Source organism: Streptococcus sp. GS001 (assembly GCF_021595565.1).
Classification (GTDB): Bacteria; Bacillota; Bacilli; order Lactobacillales; family Streptococcaceae; genus Streptococcus; species Streptococcus xiaochunlingii.
Genome location: NZ_JACSYJ010000002.1, coordinates 238365 through 262320 on the forward strand (window position 1 = coordinate 238365; position 23956 = coordinate 262320).

44 protein-coding genes and 1 other RNA gene are annotated in these 23956 nt (G+C 37.7%); 36 read left to right on the top strand and 9 right to left on the bottom strand.

What is annotated here, in order from left to right:
* The first annotated feature begins 9 nt into the window (after window positions 1-9).
* Both H8S88_RS04585 and ssrA read left to right on the top strand, forming a co-directional pair.
* Complete coding sequence (locus H8S88_RS04585; protein ID WP_048691012.1) at window positions 10-810, top strand: hypothetical protein; 801 nt, start codon at window positions 10-12, stop codon at window positions 808-810.
* 76 nt (window positions 811-886) lie between these two features.
* Window positions 887-1234: a transfer-messenger RNA gene (gene ssrA, locus H8S88_RS04590) on the top strand.
* 152 nt (window positions 1235-1386) lie between these two features.
* Here the strand turns inward: ssrA and H8S88_RS04595 are convergent.
* The 7 genes from H8S88_RS04595 to H8S88_RS04625 all read right to left on the bottom strand — a co-directional run bounded on the left by H8S88_RS04595 (window position 1387) and on the right by H8S88_RS04625 (window position 5575).
* A complete protein-coding gene (locus tag H8S88_RS04595) occupies window positions 1387-2472 on the bottom strand; it encodes a tyrosine-type recombinase/integrase (protein ID WP_236128002.1) in 1086 nt (361 codons plus the stop codon).
* A gap of 119 nt (window positions 2473-2591) precedes the next feature.
* On the bottom strand, window positions 2592-2885 hold the full coding sequence (locus H8S88_RS04600; RefSeq protein WP_236128003.1) for a PIN domain-containing protein: 294 nt from the start codon (window positions 2883-2885) through the stop codon (window positions 2592-2594).
* Between the two features lie 246 nt (window positions 2886-3131).
* Entirely contained in the window at window positions 3132-3491 is a 360-nt protein-coding gene (locus H8S88_RS04605; RefSeq protein WP_236128004.1) for an STAS-like domain-containing protein, read from the bottom strand.
* A gap of 14 nt (window positions 3492-3505) precedes the next feature.
* Window positions 3506-4402 (bottom strand): ATP-binding protein, encoded by an 897-nt coding sequence (locus H8S88_RS04610; protein ID WP_236128005.1) that lies wholly within the window; start codon window positions 4400-4402, stop codon window positions 3506-3508.
* A gap of 148 nt (window positions 4403-4550) precedes the next feature.
* Window positions 4551-4820 (bottom strand): DUF4177 domain-containing protein, encoded by a 270-nt coding sequence (locus H8S88_RS04615; protein WP_236128006.1) that lies wholly within the window; start codon window positions 4818-4820, stop codon window positions 4551-4553.
* Between the two features lie 16 nt (window positions 4821-4836).
* The gene (locus H8S88_RS04620; protein ID WP_236128007.1) at window positions 4837-5217 is read right to left on the bottom strand and encodes an ImmA/IrrE family metallo-endopeptidase; all 381 of its coding nucleotides are present in this window, start codon (window positions 5215-5217) and stop codon (window positions 4837-4839) included.
* A 10-nt stretch (window positions 5218-5227) separates the two neighbouring features.
* Complete coding sequence (locus H8S88_RS04625) at window positions 5228-5575, bottom strand: helix-turn-helix domain-containing protein (protein ID WP_236128008.1); 348 nt, start codon at window positions 5573-5575, stop codon at window positions 5228-5230.
* Between the two features lie 301 nt (window positions 5576-5876).
* Here H8S88_RS04625 and H8S88_RS04630 point away from each other — a divergent pair, with 301 nt between their 5' ends.
* Window positions 5877-6086: a helix-turn-helix domain-containing protein gene (locus H8S88_RS04630; RefSeq protein WP_084940178.1), complete on the top strand. Its 210-nt coding sequence runs from the start codon at window positions 5877-5879 to the stop codon at window positions 6084-6086.
* Between the two features lie 6 nt (window positions 6087-6092).
* Window positions 6093-6239 (top strand): hypothetical protein, encoded by a 147-nt coding sequence (locus tag H8S88_RS04635; protein ID WP_236128009.1) that lies wholly within the window; start codon window positions 6093-6095, stop codon window positions 6237-6239.
* Here H8S88_RS04635 and H8S88_RS04640 read toward each other — a convergent pair.
* The gene (locus H8S88_RS04640) at window positions 6236-6766 is read right to left on the bottom strand and encodes a hypothetical protein (RefSeq protein ID WP_236128010.1); all 531 of its coding nucleotides are present in this window, start codon (window positions 6764-6766) and stop codon (window positions 6236-6238) included. The two genes, H8S88_RS04635 and H8S88_RS04640, sit on opposite strands and share 4 nt — an antisense overlap.
* A 60-nt stretch (window positions 6767-6826) precedes the next feature.
* On the opposite strand from H8S88_RS04640, the gene H8S88_RS04645 reads away from it, so the two are divergent.
* Entirely contained in the window at window positions 6827-7537 is a 711-nt protein-coding gene (locus H8S88_RS04645; protein WP_236128011.1) for an ORF6C domain-containing protein, read from the top strand.
* 183 nt (window positions 7538-7720) lie between these two features.
* Here H8S88_RS04645 and H8S88_RS04650 read toward each other — a convergent pair whose 3' ends face one another.
* Entirely contained in the window at window positions 7721-8029 is a 309-nt protein-coding gene (locus tag H8S88_RS04650; RefSeq protein WP_236128012.1) for a hypothetical protein, read from the bottom strand.
* Window positions 8030-8151: 122 nt separating this feature from the next.
* Here H8S88_RS04650 and H8S88_RS04655 point away from each other — a divergent pair, with 122 nt between their 5' ends.
* From H8S88_RS04655 to H8S88_RS04805, 31 genes are all read left to right on the top strand, one after another.
* Entirely contained in the window at window positions 8152-8301 is a 150-nt protein-coding gene (locus tag H8S88_RS04655; protein ID WP_236128013.1) for a hypothetical protein, read from the top strand.
* Window positions 8302-8320: 19 nt separating this feature from the next.
* Entirely contained in the window at window positions 8321-8623 is a 303-nt protein-coding gene (locus tag H8S88_RS04660; RefSeq protein ID WP_125329593.1) for a hypothetical protein, read from the top strand.
* A gap of 70 nt (window positions 8624-8693) precedes the next feature.
* Window positions 8694-8861, top strand: coding sequence for a hypothetical protein (locus tag H8S88_RS04665; protein WP_236128014.1), 168 nt, complete (start codon window positions 8694-8696; stop codon window positions 8859-8861).
* 20 nt (window positions 8862-8881) lie between these two features.
* On the top strand, window positions 8882-9133 hold the full coding sequence (locus H8S88_RS04670; protein WP_236128015.1) for a hypothetical protein: 252 nt from the start codon (window positions 8882-8884) through the stop codon (window positions 9131-9133).
* Window positions 9120-9326, top strand: coding sequence for a hypothetical protein (locus H8S88_RS04675; protein WP_236128016.1), 207 nt, complete (start codon window positions 9120-9122; stop codon window positions 9324-9326). Before H8S88_RS04670 ends, H8S88_RS04675 begins: the two co-directional genes overlap by 14 nt.
* A complete protein-coding gene (locus H8S88_RS04680) occupies window positions 9323-9640 on the top strand; it encodes a DUF3310 domain-containing protein (protein WP_329605523.1) in 318 nt (105 codons plus the stop codon). The genes H8S88_RS04675 and H8S88_RS04680 overlap by 4 nt, the downstream gene beginning before the upstream one ends.
* Window positions 9630-10043, top strand: coding sequence for a single-stranded DNA-binding protein (gene ssb / locus H8S88_RS04685; protein ID WP_236128017.1), 414 nt, complete (start codon window positions 9630-9632; stop codon window positions 10041-10043). Before H8S88_RS04680 ends, ssb begins: the two co-directional genes overlap by 11 nt.
* An 11-nt stretch (window positions 10044-10054) precedes the next feature.
* The gene (locus tag H8S88_RS04690; RefSeq protein WP_236128018.1) at window positions 10055-10951 is read left to right on the top strand and encodes a phage replisome organizer N-terminal domain-containing protein; all 897 of its coding nucleotides are present in this window, start codon (window positions 10055-10057) and stop codon (window positions 10949-10951) included.
* Window positions 10951-11148, top strand: coding sequence for a hypothetical protein (locus H8S88_RS04695; protein ID WP_236128019.1), 198 nt, complete (start codon window positions 10951-10953; stop codon window positions 11146-11148). Before H8S88_RS04690 ends, H8S88_RS04695 begins: the two co-directional genes overlap by 1 nt.
* A gap of 20 nt (window positions 11149-11168) precedes the next feature.
* On the top strand, window positions 11169-11558 hold the full coding sequence (locus H8S88_RS04700; protein WP_236128020.1) for a helix-turn-helix domain-containing protein: 390 nt from the start codon (window positions 11169-11171) through the stop codon (window positions 11556-11558).
* Window positions 11559-11570: 12 nt separating this feature from the next.
* Window positions 11571-12074: a MazG-like family protein gene (locus H8S88_RS04705; RefSeq protein WP_236128021.1), complete on the top strand. Its 504-nt coding sequence runs from the start codon at window positions 11571-11573 to the stop codon at window positions 12072-12074.
* Window positions 12067-12693 carry a DUF1642 domain-containing protein gene (locus tag H8S88_RS04710; RefSeq protein ID WP_236128022.1) on the top strand — a complete coding sequence of 209 codons (627 nt, stop codon included), beginning with the start codon at window positions 12067-12069 and terminating at the stop codon, window positions 12691-12693. The genes H8S88_RS04705 and H8S88_RS04710 overlap by 8 nt, the downstream gene beginning before the upstream one ends.
* The gene (locus H8S88_RS04715; protein ID WP_236128023.1) at window positions 12690-13037 is read left to right on the top strand and encodes an HNH endonuclease; all 348 of its coding nucleotides are present in this window, start codon (window positions 12690-12692) and stop codon (window positions 13035-13037) included. The genes H8S88_RS04710 and H8S88_RS04715 overlap by 4 nt, the downstream gene beginning before the upstream one ends.
* Window positions 13030-13257 carry a hypothetical protein gene (locus H8S88_RS04720; protein WP_236128024.1) on the top strand — a complete coding sequence of 76 codons (228 nt, stop codon included), beginning with the start codon at window positions 13030-13032 and terminating at the stop codon, window positions 13255-13257. The genes H8S88_RS04715 and H8S88_RS04720 overlap by 8 nt, the downstream gene beginning before the upstream one ends.
* Window positions 13254-13682 (top strand): YopX family protein, encoded by a 429-nt coding sequence (locus tag H8S88_RS04725; RefSeq protein WP_236128025.1) that lies wholly within the window; start codon window positions 13254-13256, stop codon window positions 13680-13682. The genes H8S88_RS04720 and H8S88_RS04725 overlap by 4 nt, the downstream gene beginning before the upstream one ends.
* A gap of 65 nt (window positions 13683-13747) precedes the next feature.
* Window positions 13748-14197 carry an ArpU family phage packaging/lysis transcriptional regulator gene (locus tag H8S88_RS04730; protein WP_236128026.1) on the top strand — a complete coding sequence of 150 codons (450 nt, stop codon included), beginning with the start codon at window positions 13748-13750 and terminating at the stop codon, window positions 14195-14197.
* Between the two features lie 203 nt (window positions 14198-14400).
* Window positions 14401-14967: a site-specific integrase gene (locus tag H8S88_RS04735; RefSeq protein WP_236128027.1), complete on the top strand. Its 567-nt coding sequence runs from the start codon at window positions 14401-14403 to the stop codon at window positions 14965-14967.
* A gap of 331 nt (window positions 14968-15298) precedes the next feature.
* The gene (locus H8S88_RS04740; protein ID WP_061455150.1) at window positions 15299-15637 is read left to right on the top strand and encodes an HNH endonuclease; all 339 of its coding nucleotides are present in this window, start codon (window positions 15299-15301) and stop codon (window positions 15635-15637) included.
* A gap of 108 nt (window positions 15638-15745) precedes the next feature.
* Window positions 15746-17059 carry a hypothetical protein gene (locus tag H8S88_RS04745; protein WP_236128028.1) on the top strand — a complete coding sequence of 438 codons (1314 nt, stop codon included), beginning with the start codon at window positions 15746-15748 and terminating at the stop codon, window positions 17057-17059.
* A complete protein-coding gene (locus H8S88_RS04750) occupies window positions 17007-18233 on the top strand; it encodes a polymorphic toxin type 50 domain-containing protein (RefSeq protein WP_236128202.1) in 1227 nt (408 codons plus the stop codon). The genes H8S88_RS04745 and H8S88_RS04750 overlap by 53 nt, the downstream gene beginning before the upstream one ends.
* The gene (locus H8S88_RS04755; protein WP_236128029.1) at window positions 18233-18424 is read left to right on the top strand and encodes a hypothetical protein; all 192 of its coding nucleotides are present in this window, start codon (window positions 18233-18235) and stop codon (window positions 18422-18424) included. The genes H8S88_RS04750 and H8S88_RS04755 overlap by 1 nt, the downstream gene beginning before the upstream one ends.
* A gap of 259 nt (window positions 18425-18683) precedes the next feature.
* Complete coding sequence (locus tag H8S88_RS04760) at window positions 18684-20096, top strand: terminase (RefSeq protein WP_236128030.1); 1413 nt, start codon at window positions 18684-18686, stop codon at window positions 20094-20096.
* Between the two features lie 80 nt (window positions 20097-20176).
* Complete coding sequence (locus H8S88_RS04765) at window positions 20177-20638, top strand: capsid assembly scaffolding protein Gp46 family protein (protein WP_236128031.1); 462 nt, start codon at window positions 20177-20179, stop codon at window positions 20636-20638.
* Window positions 20639-20652: 14 nt separating this feature from the next.
* Complete coding sequence (locus H8S88_RS04770) at window positions 20653-21549, top strand: phage major capsid family protein (protein ID WP_236128032.1); 897 nt, start codon at window positions 20653-20655, stop codon at window positions 21547-21549.
* A gap of 3 nt (window positions 21550-21552) precedes the next feature.
* Window positions 21553-21792, top strand: a complete 240-nt coding sequence (locus H8S88_RS04775) for a HeH/LEM domain-containing protein (protein ID WP_236128033.1) — start codon at window positions 21553-21555, stop codon at window positions 21790-21792.
* A gap of 5 nt (window positions 21793-21797) precedes the next feature.
* Window positions 21798-22193, top strand: coding sequence for a phage Gp19/Gp15/Gp42 family protein (locus H8S88_RS04780; protein ID WP_236128034.1), 396 nt, complete (start codon window positions 21798-21800; stop codon window positions 22191-22193).
* Window positions 22180-22518, top strand: a complete 339-nt coding sequence (locus H8S88_RS04785; RefSeq protein ID WP_236128035.1) for a hypothetical protein — start codon at window positions 22180-22182, stop codon at window positions 22516-22518. The genes H8S88_RS04780 and H8S88_RS04785 overlap by 14 nt, the downstream gene beginning before the upstream one ends.
* Entirely contained in the window at window positions 22511-22747 is a 237-nt protein-coding gene (locus tag H8S88_RS04790; protein ID WP_195227217.1) for a hypothetical protein, read from the top strand. The genes H8S88_RS04785 and H8S88_RS04790 overlap by 8 nt, the downstream gene beginning before the upstream one ends.
* A complete protein-coding gene (locus H8S88_RS04795; RefSeq protein WP_236128036.1) occupies window positions 22748-23083 on the top strand; it encodes a hypothetical protein in 336 nt (111 codons plus the stop codon).
* 15 nt (window positions 23084-23098) lie between these two features.
* Entirely contained in the window at window positions 23099-23677 is a 579-nt protein-coding gene (locus H8S88_RS04800) for a phage tail tube protein (RefSeq protein WP_236128037.1), read from the top strand.
* A gap of 3 nt (window positions 23678-23680) precedes the next feature.
* A complete protein-coding gene (locus H8S88_RS04805) occupies window positions 23681-23950 on the top strand; it encodes a hypothetical protein (RefSeq protein ID WP_195227220.1) in 270 nt (89 codons plus the stop codon).
* Window positions 23951-23956: the final 6 nt, after the last annotated feature.

Genomic DNA, 23956 nt, shown 5'->3' on the forward strand with positions numbered 1-23956 from the left:
GAGGCTCTTATGTTTGGGAAATTAATGAAATATGAATTAAAAGCAACCTATAAGTGGTATCTCATTATTTCGGGTGTGCTTGCTATTCTCGCTATTTTTGCTGGTTTGTTAGCTTCTAGTGTTATTACTGGCGCAGCAAGTTATACAGCAGATACAACCTATACGATTGTGGGAATTGTTGTTCTGGTTATTTTTGCGGGTTACATTGGGTTGACCTTGACCAATTATATCATTATTATTCGTCGTTTTTACAATAATATTTTTGGTCGAGAAGGTTATTTGACCTGGACTTTGCCAACTAGCTCTCATACCGTTTTACTTGCAAAAGCTACCTCTGCTTTGATTTGGAGTATCTTCTGTTTTATTAGCTTGGTCCTTTCTTTGGTTATTTTCCTAGGTGTAATTGGACTTTCTCAACAACAGAATATCTTTGAGGTGCTTGGTCTACTTCTTGAACGTATTGGTGGCCCTCTGTTTTGGCAAACCTTGTTTTTCCAATTGTTAGCAACCATTTCAGGGATTTTGATGCTCTATTGTGCGATTTCACTGGGCCAACTTTTTATTAATCATCGTGTCGTAATGGCCTTTGTCTTTGGTTTTATTCTTTGGGTTGTTCTTAGCATCATTGGAAGAATGTTTCCTACTGTGGAGTTAACCAGCCTTTCATATCTGTCAAGTGGCTATTATGATACCCTTAGTGATGTATTGGCTGTTAACTTTATTCCGGCTTATATCTATGAACTAGTGAAAATTGTAGCGATGTACTTTACAGTTCATTATGTAACAAAATTCAAATTGAACTTGCAATAAGAATGAAAGAGGGAGGAATTCCTCTTTTTCTTTTGCCATTTTACCCAAAAAATGATAAACTTGAGTATATCATTTTGGGGTCGTTACGGATTCGACAGGCATTATGAGGCATATTTTGCGACTCGTGTGGCGACGTAAACGCTCAGTTAAATATAACTGCAAAAAATAACACTTCTTACGCTCTAGCTGCCTAAAAACCAGCAGGCGTGACCCGATTCGGATTGCTCGTGTCTGATGACAGGTCTTAATTTTAGCGAGATACGATCAAACTTTGTCTAGCAGTTTGATAAGAGATTAATGGACTCGCAGTTTCTTGGCTTGAGTTATGTGTCGAGGGACTGTTAAACCAATACATAACCTATGGTTGTAGACAAATATGTTGGCAGGTGTTTGGACGTGGGTTCGATTCCCACCGGCTCCATATATACTTTCTAAAGTTTTCTAAAACTTTCTAAAACGTTGTAAAAACAACGTTTTTTGTTTTATACTTTCTATTCCTTTTTGAACCTTTTTGAAACTGGCAGACCCAAAAACAGACCCTTTTTTATCCAAAGGGTCTGTCTTTATATTATTTGTTTAAAAATCAATATAGTTTGCGAATTTCTCACCAATGTCATCCTTAGCCTCTCTGGTGATGTGCGTATAGATGTTCATGGTTGTTTTTAAATCTGAGTGTCCAAGTCTATACTGTACCTGCTTGAGTGTCATTCCAGCTTCGAAGCATAGGCTGGCATGTGTGTGTCGGAAGCCGTGGATCCTAATTGGACGCATATCCGAATCTTTGACAATTTGTTGTAGCCATTTCCGTGGTAGTGTTCCTGGTATTGGTTTTCCGAATTCATTTTCAAAGATATAAGTAGTAGTAGGATTCATCGCTTTAAACTCTGCAAGAATCTCGCTTGTTTTTTTGTCCAGGCTAATCAATCGATTACTACTTTTATTTTTTGTAGCCCCGATGAATTCGCCCCCAAATCCTCTTGTAATGGCTTTATTTATACTCAGAGTGTTATTGGTCCAGTCTTCCCATTTGAGAGCTAAAACCTCCCCTCTTCGAGCCCCTGTGAAGGCTAGAAGGCGGAAGAGGACTTTCTTTCTCAATTCATCGGTCTGATCTACTAACTCAAGGAATGATTTCAGCTCCTCTTTGTCGTAAAAATCGCTATCTGTATCAACTCGCTTCTTGACAAGCGTCGTTACACTCTCAACCGGATTGGTTGAGATGTATCCGTGTCTGATAGCGTATTTACATATGTTATTCATCAGGCCTTTCATCTTACGGCCATAGACTAACTTCTTAGACCAGGAATTGACTTGTTCTTGAAGCTGAAGAGGAGTGAGAGAAGATATTTTTTGATCTCCTAAAGTCGGATATATATGATTTTTTATATTCCGTTCGGTCTTGATGTAGGTGCTATCCTGTACTGTGTCAGCATATTCCTTGAGCCATTTTTCAGCGACTTCCTCGACAGTGATTTCCTTGACAGTGATTTCTTCGCTATTTTCACGGTCAGTTTGAAGTTGAAGAAGTGCTGCTCTTGCCTTGGCTTTCGTCTGGAAGCCCTGACGCTTTACATACTTGTCTTTTCCATTTTCTTTGCCGACATAGATCCTGAATTTATAGGCAGTATCGCCATTTTTCTTTTTATATGACTTAATTTCCATTGCGTTTTACCTCATTTCTTGTTAAAATGGGTATAAGAAAACGACCTTTTGAATGGTTGTTTCTTATAATGCTGATCCTTACACTCTCCTCGACCAAAATTTGAGTGTAGGGATTTTTTTTATTTTCTTTTTTGATTATAAGTGTAGATTTTTATATTTTGTTCGATAGGTATGTTAAAAAAATCTGCATCGTGTGTAACGATAGAAAAACCTTCTGACATGGCTTTTTTGAGATAAAGCGCATCGTTTAAATCTAGCATATGTTCTGTTAGTTTTGAAATATCTTGGAAGTCTTGACTATCAAATTCTAAAATAGTCATTTTGGGAATGATTTCGGTTTCAACTGTATCAATAACTTCATCGTAAATATCTAAGAAATGCTGTGTTTTTTTGATATTTATGCTTAAAATCAAAAGCTTCTACTTGCAAGTTATGTTCTCTTAAGTACTGTTTGTACCCAGCTCTCACGAAAGTATTTACAAATTCTGAAATTGATAATGTAGTAAAGAATAATTCGTTTCCTTGCTTCCTAGCTAGTTCCCACATTTGATCATATCTTTTAGAATTGCCGCTCTGTAGGTAGACAAGGACATTGACATCAATGAGTAACTTTTCATCTGGTTTAAATTTAAAACGATTTAAGTCGTAGGCTGTTGTTGTCATACCCCAAGCTCCTCATCCATTTCAGCCGCAAGAATTTCTCTAAACTCTTTATCTTGTTTTCTTTTGTTTTTACTGTTTTTTATAGAACGTTCGATAGTACGACGATCGGCAGGATGTAGTGTATCTGGGTTTACTTTTATTAATTCTTTTAATGTTTCGGCATCAGCAACATCATAGAGTTGGCCGATAGCATGGTTAGAAAAAGCAGAAATTAAATCAGTAATTCCTTCAAAATCTAATGTAGTTTTTTCGTTGTTTTCGATATTAGATTTTAATATATCAAAAACTTTATCTCCTTTAACTGACGTTACTGCGAGCGAATCACCTATTACATCTTTTATAAATAATGTTGCCATATTTTTATCTCCTTTTAAAAATTAAAGGTATCATTACTTTCAATTCTAACATTTTTTCTAGATTTTAAACACTTATTAATATCAAATTCTATCCAAAGTAGAGTTCCTCTAAAACGTTCAGGCATTAATTGGTGATTAGTTATTCCGCTTGGACTTATAGAGTAGAAGGCTTGATTTGAAATCAACCTTAATTGACCACGTTGATGGAGTATATCTTTAATACTATATAATCCAACTCCACCTTCTTTTTTTCGTTTGGTAGTATTACCGTCAACAAAAGCCCATTCAACAGCATTAATGTCAGAAATCATGTGTGGATTTCTTTGCTTTACTTTTGCAGGAAGACCTACTCCCAAGTCAGAAATTGCCAGACGCAATATGCCTTGCTTTGGATAGTGCTGACCACAGATATAAAACCTATCTGCTCCAGAATGATCTCGGACGTTGTGAACAATTTCAAAGATGCAGTACGATACTTCTTTTAAAAAGTCGTCCGATATTTTATTTCCGATAGCAGAAAATACCTCTTCTTTTATATATTCGTGAATAAGTGCATCATTTGAAGGGGTATCTGCAAAAAATGTGATTGTTGTATTAAATGTATCAATTAACTTTTCACCCAGACCATAATATGGGAAGAAATTGTTTTTTTGTAATATTTCTCTTACTTTAACTGGCATAGTTTCAATTTTTGCACCAACATTATCAGTGATTTGTAATGCCATCTCAAACATCATTGATAACAGGACGGTCATTTCTGCATCTATCCAACTTGTTCGAGAAAAATCAAAAAGAATTTCATCAAACTGAGTCGCTTTGCGGATAGCTTTAATAAATTCCAAATTTAGCAAAAAGATGCTTTGGTATTCTGGCTTTATTTCTGCAGGGATATTGATTGTATACTTTGCCATCTTCACGCTCCTACAATATTCTTAAACTCTTCCTGGATCATAGATCTAATTGAGCTAATAAAGAATTAATTAACTTCGTATGTAAATAAATTATTTCTTTCATATTATCTCCAATATCTTTTGTGAAGGTGATAATAAAAAGATCTAACTAAATAATTTTCTCAAACACCATTGTAGCCTGGATGCGATCTCCTCCACCTAGGCCCTTGCTTCCCCCGTTAGCTGTGCTAATGGTATGGAGTCGGTATCCTTTGGCAACTTGTTTGTTAATTACATTTTCAAGTTCAGTGAGGTTGCCAGATCCAGTACCAAATAACTTTTCTTTTAGTGTCACTTGAAGCACAACATAGTTCAATCCAGCTACTCCTGAAGCTCCAGAAAAAGAACTTTCTTGTTTAACATTGTCAAAAAATCCCATAATAATTTCTCCTTTTTTAATCAATTAAAGACCTATATTCATCAATCACCATCGTTTCATTAGCGATGGTTTTTAAATTATACCGTTCCATAAAATGGATGTAATTAAATTCTGACACATCATCCATAGTTTTTAATTCTTCTTCTAATAGATGATGAATCATGCTACGATCAGCTTGAAGTTCACACAACTCCCTGTTAACCTCATACTGGACTGGAGTATGTTCTTTATGGCCCAATTCATGCAGGGCAACTTGCTTTTGATCTTGCTCTGATAGATTAATATCAATTGCGAGAACCTTCAATGCTGGATTAAAGAAGCCTGGGCTATGCCATTCGCTCCCATCAAAGTAGCATAAGCTTACACCCTCAAGGGCACAAAGCTCTTTTACAGTCATAAATGCACCTCTATTTATTTTTTAAGTGTGCCTCCAAGACCGCTGTAATAAAATCAATATCTTCTTCAGTAAGTGGTTTACCATCGAATAACATAGATTGCGCAGCAATGTCTCGAAGGTCAAGCGGTGCAGAAGCATCACCGTTTGTCGCTATATTTGGATTATCTGTGCGTCCCAATAGGTAGTCGGTGGACACATTGAAGTAGTCGGCGATTTCTTGCAGGCGGTCAGATTTAGGAGTTTTTTCTTTCAAAGTATAGAGGTAATTTATACTATAACCTAAATCTTCTGCAACTTTTTGAAGGCTTATTCCTCGTTTTAGAGCAAGTTCCTTAATTTTTTCAAGTGTAGAAAACATTGTCATATCACCTTTTCTAAGACATGACAAAAAATATTTTATAAAAAAGTGTTATTTTCTATTGACAAAAATAATACTAAAGTGTAAAATAGTTTTTGTAAGTTAATGAGTTAGTAAAAAACAGAGTTAAAACTTATCTAAAAATAAATAGCTTTGGCGAGCAAGAAAATTGATAGATACAACGTTTTATCAATGTTTTTAATTATGCTTTCATTTTACACTAAGGTATAAAAGTTGTCAATCATTTTATAAAAAAATTTACTAACTCTTTAACTCTATTAAAAAATAAAGGAGGAAAAACATGAGCCAACAACATCGCAAGTGGATCGAGCTTGTAAAAGAGCGAATTGAAAAACGTGGATGGTCACAGACAGACTTGGCCATTGTTGTAGGTGTTAGTCCATCAGCTATCACACAGCTGCTAAAAGATGGAAAAGGGAGTGATGACTTGAAGCTTCGTATTAACAAGAAGTTGCGAATCAACGAGTCCTGGGAAAAATTTGAGGAGTAGAGAGGCATGAACGAAGCAAAAGTAACATATCAAATTTGTGCTAAAAACGTTGATGATGCTATTGATATGAAAAATAAAATCCTTGCCAACACAGTTGACAAGGAAAATATTCAAATCGAAATAAGTATCAATAATGCCTATGTTATTAGCTAGCGCAAGTCACGCAGTAACGCCATTGTTGACTGACGAATCGCAGTTGGGACTTCATCGGATTTGTTTGATTCGTTGATAGTATAAAGCATATCAGCTGCTAAACCAGCGTCCAATGTGAATTGATCAGTATAGCTGCGCTTCTTGTTATCTTTATAGGTAATTTTTAATACAATGCTACCTTTGTAATCTGAATGTATATATGATGTTAACTTTTGGCCTGGTGCAATCATATTTCCAACCAGCGATTGAAAGCGATATTTGCTATTAAGCTCGTCCAATTCACCGTCAATCTCGATATTTTGGATATAAGCTGGTGTCTGGCCAAAATTCTTAAAAACATATACTCGCTGTTGGGATTTTACGGCATAGACATCAACATAAACGTTGATATAAGGTTTAGCCATGTCTTCAGTCGCTCTTTTGGTTTGCCAGAGAGACAAGGTATTAAAAAAGAAACCGATGACAGATATGACGACAGTAGCATATAATGTCCAGATTTGGACATTTTCGTTAGTAATAAAGGGCATATAGCTTATCTCCTTTTATGTGATGATAAGCTCATTATACCAAATTTAGAAAGGAATACTATGAACGAAATTTTTAATTTTCACGGGCAAGAAGTCCGTACTATGACAATTGATGATGAGCCTTGGTTTGTCGGGAAGGATGTCGCAGATATTTTAGGATATGCTAAACCTCTGGATGCAATTTCTCGACACGTTGATGAAGATGACTCCGTGAAATACGGACTCACCGACAATCTAGGGCGGACACAAAATACTATCATTATCAACGAATCCGGTCTCTATTCCCTTATCTTATCCAGTAAATTGCCACAGGCAAAAGAATTTAAACGCTGGGTTACATCAGAAGTCCTTCCAGCTATCCGCAGAAAAGGCGGTTTCATCCGTGAAGATTTAGACGAAGATGCCTTCATCGCTCTATTCACTGGTCAGAAGAAATTGCGTGAGCAACAAGCTAGCATGATTGAAGATATCGACTATCTCAAGAATGAACAACCAATTCATCCAAGCTATGCTCAGTCGCTATTGAAGAAGCGCAAGGCTCGAGTAGTTGCTTGCCTTGGTGGAATCGACAGTCCAGCTTATGCTGATAAGATATTTGCTCAATCAGTCTTCAGACAAGCTGAGATTGATTTCAAGGATCATTTCAATATCAGTCGCTATGACTTACTGCCAAAGAAATTCGCAGAAGCAGCACTCGCTTACTGGATGACTTGGGAGCCAAGTACTAACACTAAAATGAAAATCATGGAATTGAATGCTTACAACGCATAAAAAGCACCTAACAGAAGTCAGGCGCTCAACAAAAGAAACTACTTACATTTTGTGAGGTTTAAATAATGACGAAAATTAATTTTACTTTAGAAAATCAAAACGAATTAAATGAAATCTTGAACGAAGTCTCAAAAAAAGCCAAGGAATTGCAAAAAGCAATAACTCGGCTAGAACAATTTGAAATTAAAATTTCAGTTTCTCTATTACAAATTGAGAACTAGCATCATTAAGCATTTCTTGCCATGTTGAGAAATTCGTATTCTCAGATACAAACACATCAAGAACCGCTTCATCAGCTTTTTCGAACTCTTCAGCATTCGTAATAGTCTCTGGACTTGCCTTTAAAAAGTCCTCGATTGAGTCATATTTACTTACTGATTGCATATATGATTGTGGGAAGATTTCATCAAAATCATAGCTACCACTTAATTGCTCAGCTTTCTGATTGAGTTCATCAAACACTTTGTCCAATCCTGAAAAATCAAAAGTCATAAGTCATCCTCCTTTTTTGGATATTTGACACACGATTTTCATAAGGAGTAAGAGGTCTTATTTAATCGTTTTTTGTCGGTAGTAAATTACCAAAATAATATAGAAAGGTCATCGGTCTTGAGATGGATTTTGAAGATGAAATTATAAAGTTATCTGACTGGCTAATTGAACAATCAGAGACTTATAGAGAAGCTTTAATCAAATTAGAAAAGCTTACTAAAAATATTGCTCATGAAATAATTTTAAGAGCTATAGAACAAAAGAAAAATTAAAGTTAGAAAGGAGACGGTAATGTCACAATATCCTATTCTAAATCAAATAACTCAAACACATAACGAGAACTATATCAATCAGCTCTTTGAAGAACTCGTATCTCTAAACATCAAAGCCATGGAAGAAGCCCAAAGAAGAGCTAGTAGGCAAATCACATGGGTATCCATCAAGGCATTGCAGAAAGCAACTGGATGGGGCAGAACCAAGCTGGAAGAGTGGAGAGATCAAGGGAAATTCCAATTTCAACAATCAGGAAAAGGCGGGAAGTATCTCTATAATTTGGAAGATGTTCAGCGATTCTGTCGAAGCTTGCAAAAATAAAAAAAGCGCCTTTAGAAAGGCACTTTGAAAGAACTATAAATTAATTATAACACAATTTCAAGGAGAAAAAATGGATCCTATTAAAAGATTATTAAAATTGATGGATTGGCAAGATGCCAATCGTCCGCTGAAAGTAGAGGAAAAAGCCGAATTGATGAAACTGACTGATATAGATTTTGAAGAGCGGTTACATCAAATGGCTGTGGATTTCAGGAATGATGGAGTGATTCGAGTATGAGCCTTAGAAAACTAAAATATATGACAATGATGCTTCTGTTTTTCTTACTGCTGTTTTCAATTGCGATGATTAAGGTCTCATATGACCAGCAACAGAAACTGGAAGAGCTGGAGCGACGTGTGCACTCACACTCTGGAAGCATTGGACGTTGGGCCGAGATTGTCGGAAAAATGGAAGAAACCAACAAGGCCCAAGATTTTATGATCAACAAATTCAACCGGGAACTGTTCCCAGAAAAACCAACTGAGGTAGAAACTAATGACAACTATTGAAATTTTCTTGGCAGTAGCATTTGCTACGTATGCGGCACTTTCAGGCTTTGCGATCTTCGTATTGCGTTGCATCATCATCCGTCAAAAAGAGAAGATGCGCTACTACAAATCAGCTAAATATCAGCGGGAATTGCTTAATAAACGTGCGACAGAAATACACCAAAAAAATAATGTGAAAGGAATGACAGCATGAGCGACAACGTACACACTCCAAAACACTACCAAGGTCGAAACGGCCTTGAAGCAATCGATGTTCATCGCAACTTTATGAATGATGAGCAGTTGACTGGGTATCATTTGGGCAATCTACTCAAGTATTTGCTTCGTTATCGTAAGAAGAACGGTATTGAAGACCTCGAAAAAGCCAAGGTGCATATGGACTGGCTAATTGAAAAAGAAAAAGCTATGCTTCTAAAGCTAGAGGCATTGACAAAGGCAGATCCATTGACAAAGCCAGATGGATTGACAAAGGCAGATGGATTGGTTGGAGGTGAAAATGATCAATAATGTTGTACTAATCGGTCGTCTGACTCGTGATGTTGACCTTCGTTACACTCCTCAGAATCAAGCGGTCGGGCAGTTCACGCTTGCCGTCAATCGCAATTTCAAGAACCAAAATGGTGAATATGATGCTGATTTCATCAACTGCGTGATTTGGGGCAAGTTAGCCGAAAACTTTGCAAACTGGACTAAGAAGGGCAACCTTGTCGGCATCACTGGTCACATCCAAACCCGTAATTATGAGAATCAACAAGGTCAACGTGTCTATGTCACTGAAGTCGTTATTGATAGTTTCAGAAGTTTAGAAAAGCGTGACAATTCAGCCAATCGGAACTCTATGGATGAGCAAATGCCTCCTTCATTTGCAGGAGATCCAATGGATATCAAGGATGACGACTTACCATTTTAGGAGGTGATGAAATGGCAACAAGCAATAAGAGGTATTACTGGCTACAGTTAAAAGAAAACTTCTTCAATTCCAAAGAAATGAAACTCATGAGGAAACTTCCTGGAGGGGAAGAAATCACAATCATTTATTTGAAAATAATGTTGACAAGTTTGGAGAATGAAGGGGTTATTTTCTATGAAGGACTAGCTGAAGATTTAGCGGAAGAACTAGCCTTAGAAATCGGAGAAGATGTAGAATCTATCAGAATGGCTCTTATGTTTATGGAAAAGAAGAGGCTAATAACTACTAACGATAATTACTCCTACAAACTTGAGCAAGTCCCAGAACTTGTAGGAAGCGAAACAGCTAGTGCCCGTAGAGTTCGAAAGCATCGAGAGAGTAAGAGGCTGTTACAAAGTAACAACGAAGTAACAAAGTGTATCGGAGAGATAGATATAGATATAGATATAGATAAAGAGATAGATATAGATATAGATAAAGAGATAGATATAGATTTAGAGAAAAACACACTCAAAATCATCGCAGATGAATATCAGTCTCGTATTGCACCGCTTGATGGAATACAGTTTGAATCTTTAAAAGATTTCATCGCTCTAGATGGTATGGAACCAGATGTGATCCTAAAAGCTATCAGTTTAGCTGCTGACAATGGTAAGAGAAATTTTAGCTATATTAGAGCTATTTTGCAAAATTGGAAAAATGATGGATTGTTATCAATTGCAGCAGTAAATGAACGAGAACGGAAGTTTCAGGAAAGTAAAACCAAAGGACAACCAACAAAGCAACAATCAAATGTTCCATATTGGTCAAAACCAAATTATACCAATCAAACAAGTGATCAAGAGAAAAAAGCTTTGGAGGAAGCAAAAAATAAAATGCTACAGAAATTAGAAAAGGATGGAAAGTGATGTTTATTTTAAAACATGGATCAAAACAAGCAAAACCATTTATAAAATCTGTAGTAGTTGGGACAACTGGCCTAGATGTCTCTTTTTCTGAAGAATCAGAAGCTATGAAGTTCGTATCTCGTGGGGTAGCTATCCAGGTAGGAAATGCTTTAAGAAAGTCATTCGGTACATTCTATCCAGTAGAAATTGATAATTGAAAAAGGAGTTGTAATGTATCATGGCAGACTACACCAAAAATCAGATAGAACATTTTAAAGAGCAACTCAAACTCTTAATGAAAAGCCATAACTTAACAGCTAGAAAATTATCCGAAGAAATAGGCTACTCAATAACCACTATAAGTAGTCTATTGACTGGCGAAACAAAAGTACACGAATATCATATACAGCTGATTTGCGAGTATTTTCAAATTGGAGAGAACTCCCTTATGGGTGATGCGGATGAGTTGGCTGATTATAAGCTCTATGAAAATGGGCGCTATTTATGTACTGGCTCATTAAAGAAGTTAAGCAAAATTACAGGGAAAGATAAATTGCTATTGAAATTCTATGCAGACCTAAATAGAAGAGGCAAAGAAACTGGTAATTTAAAACTCGTAAAAAAATAGAAAGAGGAAAAAATGGAGAATTTAATTTTAAACAAAGTGAAAAAATGGTTTATTGATCGAGATCTAGAAAACGGGGGCCGGCTAGATAAGCAGTCATTAAAACTAAGCGAGGAATTCGGTGAGTTATGTGCAGGGTTCTTGAAAAAGAATGAAGCATTAATAAAAGACAGCATTGGTGATTGTGCTGTAGTAGTTGTAGGTCTAGCATTGCTGATCAAAGAGGATGTACAGAGCATCTTTGAAGAGTCTAATAACATTAGACGAAAAGAAGCAATGGACTGCTTTAAAATGCTAAATGCCAATATCAGTGAGTTTCAACTATCTCAAGATTTAGCAAGTAAAAAAATGTGTCGCTATAACCTTGTGCGCATTGTGTCTTACTTGAAATCAATCAGCAACATTTTAGGTTATGAATTTCTAGAATGTTTCACCGGGGCCTATAACGAAATCAAAGATCGAAAAGGTAAATGGATTGATGGAAGTTTTGTAAAAGAGGAGGATTTGAAGAATGAATAAGCAAGAACTTATTGAGAAATATAAAAGCCTTGAGGGTGTATGGAACGCAAATGGGGCAGAAATTGCCCGTCAATGCTTTTTAAGAGATTTGGAACAATTGAATGAAATAGATACGAACACTTTTAGATATAGAGATGTTGTAGACAGATTAAAAGAGCTTGCAAAAATTGACCGAGTTTCATGGATTGCTAAAATCATGGAAGATTTCAGTCAAGAATGTGATATGATTTCTAAAAAAGTCACAATCCCGCAGTTCGTAGCAGATTGGATCGAAGTATGTAAAGAGCATCTTACAAATTCTCTCTATCTTGCTATGACTCCAAGTTTTTTGAAAGCAAATAACCAAAGTATTGAATTAATATTATGGATCAAAAAGAAAGAAAACCAAGAAACATTCGCTTTTGCATGGATCAATGGCTACGAGGTAATGAAAGAAAAACGGTATACAGTAAAGATGAGAACAACAAAGCAACCGCTATTTTATAACAGCCTGGAAAAGAGACTATTCTTTTCTTTGGGAGGATTAGCTACTCAATTTACCCGCAAAGAGCTTGAAGACGTTGGTTTTGGCGAAGTGTTTGGCAATCCACTGTTTGAAGTTGAGGAGGTGGAAGAATGAAACGGAAAAGCATATCTGAAACTACTAGACAAAAAGTTTTAGATAAGTACGACGGTCATTGTGCTTATTGTGGCAAGGTTTTGGACTTGAAAACTTTGAGAGTAGATCATTTACATCCTCACTATAGAGGTGGAGAAGATAGTTTTGAAAATTATATGCCTTCCTGCTATCAATGTAATTTCTACAAATCTACTCTTTCGCTAGAGAAGTTCAGAGGACAAATCCTCACAGTGCATGAACGGATTGCAAAACCATTTATAGCTAGACTTGGGATAGATTATGGAATTATTAAAATTGAACCATTTAACGGAAAGTTTTATTTCGAGGAGGTGGAAAATGAGTAGATTTGAAATATATTTATCTAAAAACGACCTTGAGCATATCGCTAACGGGCATGATATAAAAATAAAAATCGACGGTAAAAGATTCTTGGACACCAACGAAATCGTTTTGAAACCTGCATTGGTAAATGATTTAATGAATCCGATATTGAATTATAAAAATAAAATAATCGATACTGAACAGCAAAATATTGTTAATAGTTTCATAGGAGGTGCAAGATGATTCCAAAATTTAGAGCGTGGACAAAAATAGGAAAACGTATGTTTTTTTCAGATGACATTCTTGCTATTGACTACGAAAACAAAGAAATAGTGGCACAACAAGTCTGTTTCGAGAGTGGTCTAGCAGTCGAAAGAGATATCTATTGTTGTGATTTTGACGAATTAGAATTAATGCAATCAACAGGCCTATTTGATAAGAACGGCAAGGAAATTTTTGAGGGGGATGTTATCGCTATAGAAGTGGACGACACTGAAACGCCAATAAATGCAAGAGTTTTTCAAAATAGCAAGATAGGCGTTTTGATGTTCCACGTTTTTGAAGACAACGAAGATGTCCCGATGGTAGAGTTGCTAGAAGATAATTCGGTGGCGTTCGAAATCATTGGTAATATCTACGAAAATCCCGAATTGCTGGAGGTGGAGTGATGGAAACATCTTGAACGATACCCAGATACTATTAATCGATATTGACTAGGAAACGGAGGTGAACAATGCAACTTTTTGATGATATTGATGAGAAAGAAACAATCAAGAGGGCAAAAAAGAAGCTCTCAGAATATCCACGTTGGAGGGAAATAGCATGCGATAGCCCAATTCAAAAAGTTACGCAGGAATTCACATTTCAACCACGAGGAGGCGCAGGACCTAATAAAGCTGTTGAGAATTTAGCAGTCAGACGTGTGGACGCTATGAATGAGTTGGAGGAAATTGAACAAGCAGTAAGCAGGCTATTTAATCCAACCTATCGTTATATTTTATTCTCTAAATTTTTAAAACCTCAAAAGGATCTTAATTACGAAATTTACAATTATCTAGGCATTGAGAGGACTAAATTTCAGGAGTTGCACAACAATGCTTTACTGGCATTCGCAGAACAATATCGTGATTCTGTTTTAGTGTGTAGTAAAAAAAACGGTATTTTTGCGGTAAAAAAACGGTAAACATAACACAAAAAATGACTTAAAATAGTATTATCAGAAAATGAAGGCGGTGGCCTGGAACTTTTTTGTAGATCTCCTATTTATAATTTTGGTTAGCTGTTCACCAGGAGAGATTCGGGGTGGGATGGGTTCGAATCCCATACAGCTAATATTTTAAGTCAGTTCTAATGGACTGACTATTTTTATTTGAAAGGAGCAGGTAAATGCGTAAAGTAGAACCGATTCGTGATACAGATGACATCGAACGCATGAAGGATTACTTAAAGAGTAAGAATGAACGAGACTATGTAATGATGGTTACAGGGCTGTATTCAGGAATGCGTGTTAGTGATATCCTGCCCTTGAAAGTAAGAAGTGTTAAAGGAACTCACATTGAAGTTACCGAACGAAAGACAGGTAAAACAAAAAGGTTCGCTATTAACCCAGCTCTAAGAAAAGCCCTGGATCATTATATAAAGGAAAATGAATTAAAGGATTATGATTACTTGTTTCCTTCGAGAAAAAAAGTAAGCAATGAAGGAGTTAGAATAACACACATTGGTAGGGTGGCAGCATATCAGATCTTGAGAGATGCAGGAGAGCATATTGGTTTGACAAATATCGGAACACACTCTATGAGGAAAACGTTTGGATACCATCACTACAGAAAGAATCAAAATGTTGGAATATTGATGGAATTATTTAATCATTCTTCACCAGATATCACACTGGGTTATATAGGATTCAAGCAGGATGAGCTAGATAATAGCATGCTGAATTTTGCTTATTAAGGTCACGTATTTAACAAAATGAAATAAAGTAAATTCATTTATTGATGATGGCCCACTTATCTATGAGAGAGTAAGGTGGAAAGTCTTATGGTTCAAATTAACAGAATATAAGATATGTTAAATTCAAAGACCCTCCCCCTCTTAAAAAATAGCACCCCAAAATTATAGAACCTAGGTGTAAATCTTAACACCCTACCATATCAATTCAACACCCCCTACCAATAAAAAAACACCCCCCTACGTTCGATACCACAGTATCGATATCGCAGGAAGAGATGATGTGGAATGATGGTTGTAAGTAGTGAAATAAATATTATGACGGAGATGAACAATGAAAGAACTACGGGCAGACCGCAACGGTCCGCATCGAGTAGCATTTGAAAAGAATAAAAAGATACTACTCAAGACTCAGAATACCTGTGGGATCTGTGGCCAGCCTGTAGATAAATCACTCAGGTACCCTCACCCACTATCCCCAGTGATAGACCACATCATTCCAGTGAATAGGAATGGACATCCATCAGACATCAAGAACTTACAGCTTGCGCATTGGCAATGTAATAGACAAAAGTCTGATAAGTTATATGCTGAACAAAATTTTGAAAAAAATGCAATTGTTGGAAATCGCAATTTGCCACAATCAACCAATTGGCTGAAATACCACAGTTGACCCAGAGCTGATAGGGGGGGTTACCCCCTCCCCTCGGTTCTGGCCGAGCTTCACGCCGTCACTGTACATTTTTTCTCTCGCCAAATCACAATATGAAAGGAGAATGAGTTGGAATTAAGAGGAATTGATTATCTTAGACGAAAACTAGAATCTTGCAGAGCTAGAGTCAATTTGAGATACAAGCATTATGCTATGAAGTATTATGAAGCGCCGATAGGGATTACGATCCCTGCAAATATCAGGGCACAGTATCGGTCTACTTTGGGGTGGACTGCTAAAGGAGTGGATAGTCTTGCTGATCGTATAGTTTTTCGAGAATTTGGTAATGATGATTTTAACGTTACAGAAATCTTTAATCGTAACAACCCGGATATCTTTTTTGATAGTGCTATTCTAGCTTCGTTAATTGGATCGTGTAGTTTTATCTACATTTCGAAAGACAAAGATGATGAGGTGAGATTACAGGTCATTGAATCGAGTAATGCGACTGGAGTAATTGATCCTATCACTGGGCTTCTTGTGGAAGGCTATGCGGTATTGGCTAGGGATGATTATGGCCAGGCAACTTTAGAGGCTTACTTCGAACCAAATGCAACGCATTTTATTCCAAAAAATGGTCGTCCTTACTCAATCAGCAATCCAACTGATATTCCACTGTTGGTTCCTGTGATTCATCGTCCCGATGCGGTAAGACCGTTTGGTCGCAGTCGTATTACGAGAGCAGGGATGTATTATCAGAAATACGCTAAGCGTACTTTGGAACGTGCGGATATCACTGCTGAGTTCTATTCATGGCCTCAAAAATATATTCTGGGACTAGACCCTGATGCAGAGCCACTGGAAAAATGGCAAGCGACAGTATCAAGTCTGTTGACAATTTCGGCTAGCGACAATGGTGAAAAGCCAAATGTTGGACAGTTCAGCACTGCTAGTATGTCGCCTTTTACAGAGCAGCTGAGAACTGCTGCTGCTGGTTTTGCTGGTGAAATGGGCTTGACATTAGATGATTTAGGCTTTGTGTCAGATAATCCATCGTCGGTTGAAGCTATCAAGGCTAGTCACGAGAATTTGCGCTTAGCAGGCCGAAAGGCTCAACGGTCTCTAGGGGCTGGTTTCCTAAATGTAGCTTATGTAGCTGCTTGTTTGCGAGATGAAATTCGGTATGCTCGCAGTCAATTTGTAAGAACAAAAGTTAAGTGGGAGCCACTATTTGAAGCTGATGCTAACATGCTAACGATGATTGGAGATGGGGCTATCAAGCTAAATCAGGCTATTCCTGGATATATTGACGGTGAAACTATTAGAGATTTGACGGGAATTAAGGGTTCTGAGATTCCTGCCTCCGCTCAAATCGAGAAGGGGGTAAATGATGGTCAAGGATATAGTGCCGGAGTTGTTGACGAAAATTCAAACGGAATTTGAAGAGGCAAGACTTGATAGTGAAGTGTTGAAGTCACTCTTATCAAAATTACAATCTAAGTCAGCTGGTTATCTGGAAGCGAATGAGTATGCTATCGAGTTAGGGGAAATTCTTTCCAAGGCTCTGAGGGGGTCTGTAAGCTCCTCTAATCTTCCAGATGGAAAAATGTATTACAATATTGCCAAAAGGCTACTGACGGAGACGCTGGGGTGGAATTTCGAGCTGATAAGTGGTTATGCTCAGCAAGTTCAGAAGAATCTGAATGAAGAGGCTAAAATAGGACTGACAGTCCAAAAACCGAAATTAAATCAAGACAGGATAACTGGTTTGGTGAATCGGATTTCTAGTGAAGAAGAATTTAGTCAGATCTCTTGGATTTTGAGGGAACCGATTGTCAATTTTAGCCAAAGCATTATTGATGATAGTATTCAGGAAAATGCTGGATTTCAGAAAGAAGTTGGGCTGACTCCAATTATTGAACGACATTCAACAGGACATTGCTGTGATTGGTGTCAATCTTTAGTCGGTAAATATTTGTATGGAGAAGAGCCAGCAGGGTTTTATCGAAGGCATCAACGCTGTCAATGTACTATTGATTACCATCCTAAAAACGGGAAGAAGCAAAACTCTTGGTCTAAAAAATGGTCAAAAGAAAGTACTGATATCCTTGAACGACGCAAGCAGCAGAATATTGATATACGTGATAATAATCGAAAGGTAGATATCCGAGAATATAAGAAGATAGTTGAAGTTTTGGGGCCACAAAATGCACCTATTTCACTAGCAAAGTTTCAGGACTTGAAGTATAATGGTGGTGAGGGATATGAACGCTTAAAGGATATAGTTTATATCCAGGAAAAATTTAATAATGGAACTTGGCTGGATAAAATCAATCCAGAAAAACAAGCTAGGCATATTCAATCAACATCATTGTCTGGAAAGAGCTATTTTTATGATCATGTGGATGTTAATGCTCTGTACGATAAGTACAAGATGACTGGATTTTTAGAAACTAGTAGAAAAGGCGCTCAAACCAGTAATGAAAAGGTTGATCTGTTTGAAGATAGGCCGTTAGGAATTGATGTCTATACAGGTAAGCCAGTAAATGCTATGACAATTAAATATAGCAAAACTGGCGCACACTTGATACCGACATACTATGAAAGGGGAGACTGATGGAGCTCAGGAAATTTAATAACAAGGTTGTCAGGATCACCGATATTGACGGCCAAACATTCGAAGGTGTCTGTCTGTATGAGGACAAGGATGTCTATGATGAAGAATTTGATGGGTTGTCTGTTAAGTCAGGAACCCGGTGGACAAAACTCTTTGAGGATGAAATCAAGGAAGTCGAAATTATAGCATAAGCACGTTGACAGTGGTCAAGGTGCTTTTTATGTATTAAAAAAAGGATTGAGATGTATCAAATTTATAAGTTTAAAATATGGTTTATCCAAACTTTTCTTTGTGTGCATGATTACAGGTCGAGAGAATACGGTATTGAGCATGCTATTTTTGCGACCTGTAAAAAATGCGGTAAATTTACGAACAAAATCTAGCAAGGAGGTGATCCGATATCTCCCAGCGACAGGGTTATCATGCGATGACGATTGAAAGGAAATTAGAATGGCAAGGAAGAAACTTGGCAATCAGAATCCTACTCAATCGGTAATTTTAAAATACGTCAAGAAAAATTCAAAAGCTAAAGAAGCAATTGAACTTTACGAGCGGACAGGGCTTTCTTGCTATGCTTGGCAGAAAAACCTGCTATTGCCTTTGATGGCGGTAGACAAAAACGGGCTTTGGGTACACCAAAAGTTCGGCTACTCTATTCCTCGCCGTAATGGTAAGTCTGAAATCCTATACATAGCTGAAATTTGGGCGCTTCATAAAGGATTGAATATCCTTCATACAGCGCATCGAATTTCTACATCTCATGCTTCATTTGAAAAGGTGAAACGATACCTTGAGAAAATGGGATATGTTGATGGTGAAGATTTTAATTCTATTAGGGCAAAGGGGCAGGAGCGGATCGAACTTTATTCAACGGGTGGTGTTGTCCAATTCCGTACTAGGACATCCAATGGTGGTCTTGGTGAAGGTTTTGATATGCTGATCATTGACGAGGCCCAAGAGTACACGACTGAGCAAGAATCTGCTTTGAAGTACACGGTTACGGATAGTGAAAATCCTATCACAATCATGTGTGGGACTCCTCCTACACCAGTTTCCAGTGGTACAGTCTTTACTAAGTATCGAGAAACGTGCTTATTCGGTAAAGGGAAATACTCTGGCTGGGCTGAGTGGTCGGTTTCTGAAGAAAAGGAAATCGACGATGTGGAAGCCTGGTATAATTCCAATCCATCCATGGGCTACCACCTAAATGAGCGTAAGATTGAGGCAGAGCTTGGCGAGGATAAGCTGGATCATAATATCCAACGTTTGGGATTTTGGCCAACTTACAACCAGAAATCTGCTATTTCTGAGACGGAGTGGAATGAGCTCAAGGTGGATGATATTCCAGAATTAACTGGCAAGCTGTCTGTTGGTATTAAGTACGGTCAAGATGGAACGAACGTGGCATTGAGTATTGCTGCACGGACTAAAGATGGTCGTTACTTTGTTGAGACAGTCGATTGTCAATCTGTTCGTAATGGTAATGAGTGGATGGTTGCTTTTCTGAGACAAGCTGATGTAGCTCAGATTGTCATAGATGGCGCAAGTGGTCAGAAGATCCTGGACGAAGAGTTGAAGGACTACAGAATCAAGAATGTGATTTTGCCGACGGTGAAAGAAATCATCGTGGCCAACGCTCTTTGGGAACAGGGGATTTACCAGAAGACCATCTGTCACGCTGGCCAACCATCTCTATCAAAGGTAGCTACTAACTGCGATAAGCGGAATATTGGCTCAAATGGTGGCTTTGGTTATCGATCGCACTTTGACGATATGGATATTTCTTTGATGGATAGTGCTTTGCTTGCGCACTGGGCTTGTGCTACGACTAAGCCTAAGAAAAAGCAAAAAATCAGTTATTAAAATAAGCGGTCTTATGACTGCTTTTTTGATGCTCAAAAATTACCGAACTGCCGGGAAAGCAGGAGAAAGGAGACATGAGAATGTCAGATTTTAAACCAATTACTACACAAGAAGAATTTGATGCTGCAATTAAGGTCCGCTTAGCTCGTGAGAAAGAGAAATACGGAGACTATGACCAGCTTAAATCTCGTGTTACCGAATTGGAAGAAGAAAATGTTGGCTTGAAGTCAACAATTGAAGCTAATCATAAAAGTAAGGCGGATTCGGACAAGCAACTTGAGGAAATGCAGAAGCAAATCGCTGGTTATGAGACAGCTAGCCTGCGAACTCGGATTGCTTTGCAAAATGGATTACCTTATGACTTGGCTGATCGTTTGCAGGGGACTGACGAAGAGAGTTTCAAAGCAGATGCAGAGCGCTTAGCATCCTTTATCAAACATGTCGAACCTGTTGCACCAATGCGAAACCTAGAGCCTGCTCTAGAAAAGAATGAAAACACATCATATAAAAACCTAGTACAAGGTTTAGTTTTTGAAGAATAAAGGAGTAATATTATATGACAGATCAACTATCAAAAGGGACATTATTTGACCCAATGCTTGTAACCGACCTCATCAACAAAGTTAAGGGTCACAGCTCACTTGCTAAATTGTCTAATCAACAAGCAATTCCGTTTAATGGATTAAAGGAATTCACATTTACATTGGATTCTGATGTAGATATTGTTGCAGAAAATGGGAAGAAAACGCATGGCGGTGCAAGTTTAGAACCTGTAACTATTGTGCCTATTAAAATTGAGTATGGCGCTCGTGTATCGGATGAATTTATTTATGCTTCAGAAGAAGCTAAAATCGATATTTTAAAGTCATTCAATGAAGGGTTTGCTAATAAAGTAGCTCGTGGTATTGATATCATGGCTTTCCATGGCGTAAATCCACGTACTAAACAAGAATCCACTGTCATTGGGGATAACTGCTTTGATAAAGCGGTCACTCAGACAGTGAACTTTACAACAAGCGATCCAGATACTAATGTCGAAGATGCAGTTAAAATGATTCAAGGAGCTGACAATATCGTTAGCGGTATGGCTATTGATACTACATTTGCAAGTGCACTAGCTAGCATGAAGAACGCAGCGAATGAACGCCTATACCCTGAATTGGCATGGGGAGCAAATCCAGGGGCCATTAATGGTCTACCTGTAGATGTGAATACTACAGTTGGTCTTAATGTTGGGACCAATAAGGATGTTGCTATTGTTGGTGACTTTGCTAACATGGTGAAATGGGGATATGCTAAGCAGATTCCACTCGAAGTCATTCGATATGGTGATCCAGACAATTCTGGAAAAGACTTGAAAGGTTATAACCAAGTTTATCTTCGTGCAGAAATCTATCTTGGATGGGGAATTTTGGACAAAAACAGCTTTGCTCGTGTTGTGAAAGCGGGGTAGTTTATGGAATACATTAATGTAAAAACAGGGGCTTCTATCGTTACTGAAAATACAATTAGTGGTGGCGATTGGGTTCCGGCTGATCAAGTTACTAAAAATGTGGATTCTCAAGAAGCAGCAGACAGTCAGGGAGATCTGACTGTCTCACAAATTAAATCCCGCTTGGATGAGCTGGGTGTTGAATACGACAAAGGAGCTAAGAAGGCTGACTTGTTTACTCTTTTAGAACAACATGAAGGGTAGTTAAAATGACAACATTTGCAACAGTGGAAGACCTTGAAACTTTGTGGCGTTCCTTGAAATTTGACGAACGGAAGAGAGCAGAGGCGCTGTTGAAAATAGTGTCAGATTCTCTTCGTGAAGAAGCTAAGAAAGTCAGCAAAGATTTAGATAAGATGGTGCTTGACAGCCCATCTTATCAAAGTGTTGTGAAATCTGTTACCGTGGATGTGGTTGCTCGTACATTAATGACATCAACCGATCAGGAGCCAATGACACAAATGGCTGAGTCTGCTATGGGATATTCTTTTAGTGGCTCTTATTTGGTGCCTGGTGGTGGCTTGTTTATCAAGGATTCTGAGCTGAAAAGGTTAGGCTTCAAAAAGCAAAGATATGGGGTGATTGATCTTTATGGGACGAATTAAAGGTATTACGATCACTCTTATAGAAACCGTTGAAAAGGGAAGGGATGACTTTGGTCATCCCATTTTTGAGGAAGTTGAAAAATTTGTGGATAATGTCCTTATATCTCCATCTTCAACGGATGATATCACAAGCCAGATGAATCTAACTGGACGGAAAGCAGAGTATACTCTAGCGATACCAAAAGGTGATCTTCATGATTGGGAAAATAAAGAAGTTTTATTTTTCGGTAAGAGATGGAAAACTTTTGGTATTCCTCTTGAAGGGATTGAGGAAATGCTTCCTTTGGCCTGGAACAAGAAGGTGATGGTAGAACGCTATGAGTGATATTAAGTTTAAGCTCAATCGTGCAGGAGTGGCTGAATTAATGAAATCTGCCCCTATGCAAAATGTCCTTTCTCAATATGCATCTGATATTCAAGCTAGATGCGGTGATGGATATGTAAAAGATATTCATGTAGGTAAAAATCGTGCTAATGCAATGGTTAGTGCAAAAACATATAAAGCTAAGAAGGACAATATGAAAAACAATACTCTTTTAAAGGCGGTGAATTAAATGATTGAAATTGTTATCAAGAAATATCTTGACGGTCATTTATCGGTACCGTCTTTTTTTGAGCATGAAACACACATGCCACAAGAGTTTGTAATCCTTGAAAAGACTAGGGGAGCCAAGAAGAACCACGCTAAGACTGCAACTTTTGCTTTTCAGAGTTATTCAACCAGCATGCAGAAAGCTGCTGAACTGAATGAGAAACTAAAACAAGTTATCGAAAACATGGTTGAACTGAATGAGATCAGTGGAATCCATCTAAATAGTGATTACAATTTCACAGACACAGAGACTAAAAAATATCGTTATCAAGCGGTATTTGACATAAATTATTTTTAAGAAATGGAGAATGGAATGGGATCAGAAGCTCAAACTACTCAAACAACTTCGTCATCATTAGTGACGACAGCAAAACCTAAAATTGGGGGGGCAATCTATTCAGCACCTACTGGGACTCCTCTACCAACAGATGCTACAACCGCCTTAAATGCTAAATTTTTATCTCTAGGATATATCTCAGAGGATGGCTTGGAAAATGAAAATAGCCCTGAATCTGAAAACGTCAAAGCATGGGGTGGTGACATCGTACACTCCTCACAAACAGAAAAACCCGATACTTTCACTTATACATTAATCGAAGCATTGAACGTCAATGTGCTTAAGGAAGTGTACTGTGCTGATAATGTTAGTGGGGATCTTAAAACAGGTATCACTATCAAGGCTAATTCAAAAGAATTAACTAGCCATTGCATTGTGGTAGATATGATTTTGAAAGATGGTACTATGAAACGTATTGTTATTCCTCAAGGTAAAGTAACAGGTATCGGAACTATCTCTTATAAAGATGCTGAGACAGTCGGATACCAAACAACTCTTACAGCATTTCCAGATGGCGAAAGCAATACTCACTACGAATACATCAAAGGAGCTTAATACATGTCAGAAACTAAATCATTTAAAGGGACTACTAAAACAGGTTTTCCATTCGATATCAGTATGGAACGGATGGAGAACTATGAGGTAGTAGAAACTATTGCTGAAATCGATGAAAACCCTCTTGTACTACCTCGGTTGCTTAAATTGTTGCTTGGTGATCAAGTAGCAGCGTTGAAAGATCACGTCCGTGGTGAAGATGGAATGGTGCCAACTCAGAAGTTAATGGATGAAGTGCGGGACATCTTCGAGTCACAGAATGTAAAAAAATAGTAACCC

Coding starts and splice junctions, on each gene's coding strand:
- H8S88_RS04585 (WP_048691012.1), top strand. CDS start 10: ATGTTTGGGAAATTAATGAAATATGAATTAAAAGCAACCTATAAGTGG.
- H8S88_RS04595 (WP_236128002.1), bottom strand. CDS start 2,472: ATGGAAATTAAGTCATATAAAAAGAAAAATGGCGATACTGCCTATAAA.
- H8S88_RS04605 (WP_236128004.1), bottom strand. CDS start 3,491: ATGGCAACATTATTTATAAAAGATGTAATAGGTGATTCGCTCGCAGTA.
- H8S88_RS04610 (WP_236128005.1), bottom strand. CDS start 4,402: ATGGCAAAGTATACAATCAATATCCCTGCAGAAATAAAGCCAGAATAC.
- H8S88_RS04615 (WP_236128006.1), bottom strand. CDS start 4,820: ATGGGATTTTTTGACAATGTTAAACAAGAAAGTTCTTTTTCTGGAGCT.
- H8S88_RS04620 (WP_236128007.1), bottom strand. CDS start 5,217: ATGACTGTAAAAGAGCTTTGTGCCCTTGAGGGTGTAAGCTTATGCTAC.
- H8S88_RS04625 (WP_236128008.1), bottom strand. CDS start 5,575: ATGTTTTCTACACTTGAAAAAATTAAGGAACTTGCTCTAAAACGAGGA.
- H8S88_RS04630 (WP_084940178.1), top strand. CDS start 5,877: ATGAGCCAACAACATCGCAAGTGGATCGAGCTTGTAAAAGAGCGAATT.
- H8S88_RS04635 (WP_236128009.1), top strand. CDS start 6,093: ATGAACGAAGCAAAAGTAACATATCAAATTTGTGCTAAAAACGTTGAT.
- H8S88_RS04640 (WP_236128010.1), bottom strand. CDS start 6,766: ATGCCCTTTATTACTAACGAAAATGTCCAAATCTGGACATTATATGCT.
- H8S88_RS04645 (WP_236128011.1), top strand. CDS start 6,827: ATGAACGAAATTTTTAATTTTCACGGGCAAGAAGTCCGTACTATGACA.
- H8S88_RS04650 (WP_236128012.1), bottom strand. CDS start 8,029: ATGACTTTTGATTTTTCAGGATTGGACAAAGTGTTTGATGAACTCAAT.
- H8S88_RS04655 (WP_236128013.1), top strand. CDS start 8,152: ATGGATTTTGAAGATGAAATTATAAAGTTATCTGACTGGCTAATTGAA.
- H8S88_RS04660 (WP_125329593.1), top strand. CDS start 8,321: ATGTCACAATATCCTATTCTAAATCAAATAACTCAAACACATAACGAG.
- H8S88_RS04665 (WP_236128014.1), top strand. CDS start 8,694: ATGGATCCTATTAAAAGATTATTAAAATTGATGGATTGGCAAGATGCC.
- H8S88_RS04670 (WP_236128015.1), top strand. CDS start 8,882: ATGACAATGATGCTTCTGTTTTTCTTACTGCTGTTTTCAATTGCGATG.
- H8S88_RS04675 (WP_236128016.1), top strand. CDS start 9,120: ATGACAACTATTGAAATTTTCTTGGCAGTAGCATTTGCTACGTATGCG.
- H8S88_RS04680 (WP_329605523.1), top strand. CDS start 9,323: ATGAGCGACAACGTACACACTCCAAAACACTACCAAGGTCGAAACGGC.
- ssb (WP_236128017.1), top strand. CDS start 9,630: ATGATCAATAATGTTGTACTAATCGGTCGTCTGACTCGTGATGTTGAC.
- H8S88_RS04690 (WP_236128018.1), top strand. CDS start 10,055: ATGGCAACAAGCAATAAGAGGTATTACTGGCTACAGTTAAAAGAAAAC.
- H8S88_RS04695 (WP_236128019.1), top strand. CDS start 10,951: ATGTTTATTTTAAAACATGGATCAAAACAAGCAAAACCATTTATAAAA.
- H8S88_RS04700 (WP_236128020.1), top strand. CDS start 11,169: ATGGCAGACTACACCAAAAATCAGATAGAACATTTTAAAGAGCAACTC.
- H8S88_RS04705 (WP_236128021.1), top strand. CDS start 11,571: ATGGAGAATTTAATTTTAAACAAAGTGAAAAAATGGTTTATTGATCGA.
- H8S88_RS04710 (WP_236128022.1), top strand. CDS start 12,067: ATGAATAAGCAAGAACTTATTGAGAAATATAAAAGCCTTGAGGGTGTA.
- H8S88_RS04715 (WP_236128023.1), top strand. CDS start 12,690: ATGAAACGGAAAAGCATATCTGAAACTACTAGACAAAAAGTTTTAGAT.
- H8S88_RS04720 (WP_236128024.1), top strand. CDS start 13,030: ATGAGTAGATTTGAAATATATTTATCTAAAAACGACCTTGAGCATATC.
- H8S88_RS04725 (WP_236128025.1), top strand. CDS start 13,254: ATGATTCCAAAATTTAGAGCGTGGACAAAAATAGGAAAACGTATGTTT.
- H8S88_RS04730 (WP_236128026.1), top strand. CDS start 13,748: ATGCAACTTTTTGATGATATTGATGAGAAAGAAACAATCAAGAGGGCA.
- H8S88_RS04735 (WP_236128027.1), top strand. CDS start 14,401: ATGCGTAAAGTAGAACCGATTCGTGATACAGATGACATCGAACGCATG.
- H8S88_RS04740 (WP_061455150.1), top strand. CDS start 15,299: ATGAAAGAACTACGGGCAGACCGCAACGGTCCGCATCGAGTAGCATTT.
- H8S88_RS04750 (WP_236128202.1), top strand. CDS start 17,007: ATGGTCAAGGATATAGTGCCGGAGTTGTTGACGAAAATTCAAACGGAA.
- H8S88_RS04755 (WP_236128029.1), top strand. CDS start 18,233: ATGGAGCTCAGGAAATTTAATAACAAGGTTGTCAGGATCACCGATATT.
- H8S88_RS04760 (WP_236128030.1), top strand. CDS start 18,684: ATGGCAAGGAAGAAACTTGGCAATCAGAATCCTACTCAATCGGTAATT.
- H8S88_RS04765 (WP_236128031.1), top strand. CDS start 20,177: ATGTCAGATTTTAAACCAATTACTACACAAGAAGAATTTGATGCTGCA.
- H8S88_RS04770 (WP_236128032.1), top strand. CDS start 20,653: ATGACAGATCAACTATCAAAAGGGACATTATTTGACCCAATGCTTGTA.
- H8S88_RS04775 (WP_236128033.1), top strand. CDS start 21,553: ATGGAATACATTAATGTAAAAACAGGGGCTTCTATCGTTACTGAAAAT.
- H8S88_RS04780 (WP_236128034.1), top strand. CDS start 21,798: ATGACAACATTTGCAACAGTGGAAGACCTTGAAACTTTGTGGCGTTCC.
- H8S88_RS04785 (WP_236128035.1), top strand. CDS start 22,180: ATGGGACGAATTAAAGGTATTACGATCACTCTTATAGAAACCGTTGAA.
- H8S88_RS04790 (WP_195227217.1), top strand. CDS start 22,511: ATGAGTGATATTAAGTTTAAGCTCAATCGTGCAGGAGTGGCTGAATTA.
- H8S88_RS04795 (WP_236128036.1), top strand. CDS start 22,748: ATGATTGAAATTGTTATCAAGAAATATCTTGACGGTCATTTATCGGTA.
- H8S88_RS04800 (WP_236128037.1), top strand. CDS start 23,099: ATGGGATCAGAAGCTCAAACTACTCAAACAACTTCGTCATCATTAGTG.
- H8S88_RS04805 (WP_195227220.1), top strand. CDS start 23,681: ATGTCAGAAACTAAATCATTTAAAGGGACTACTAAAACAGGTTTTCCA.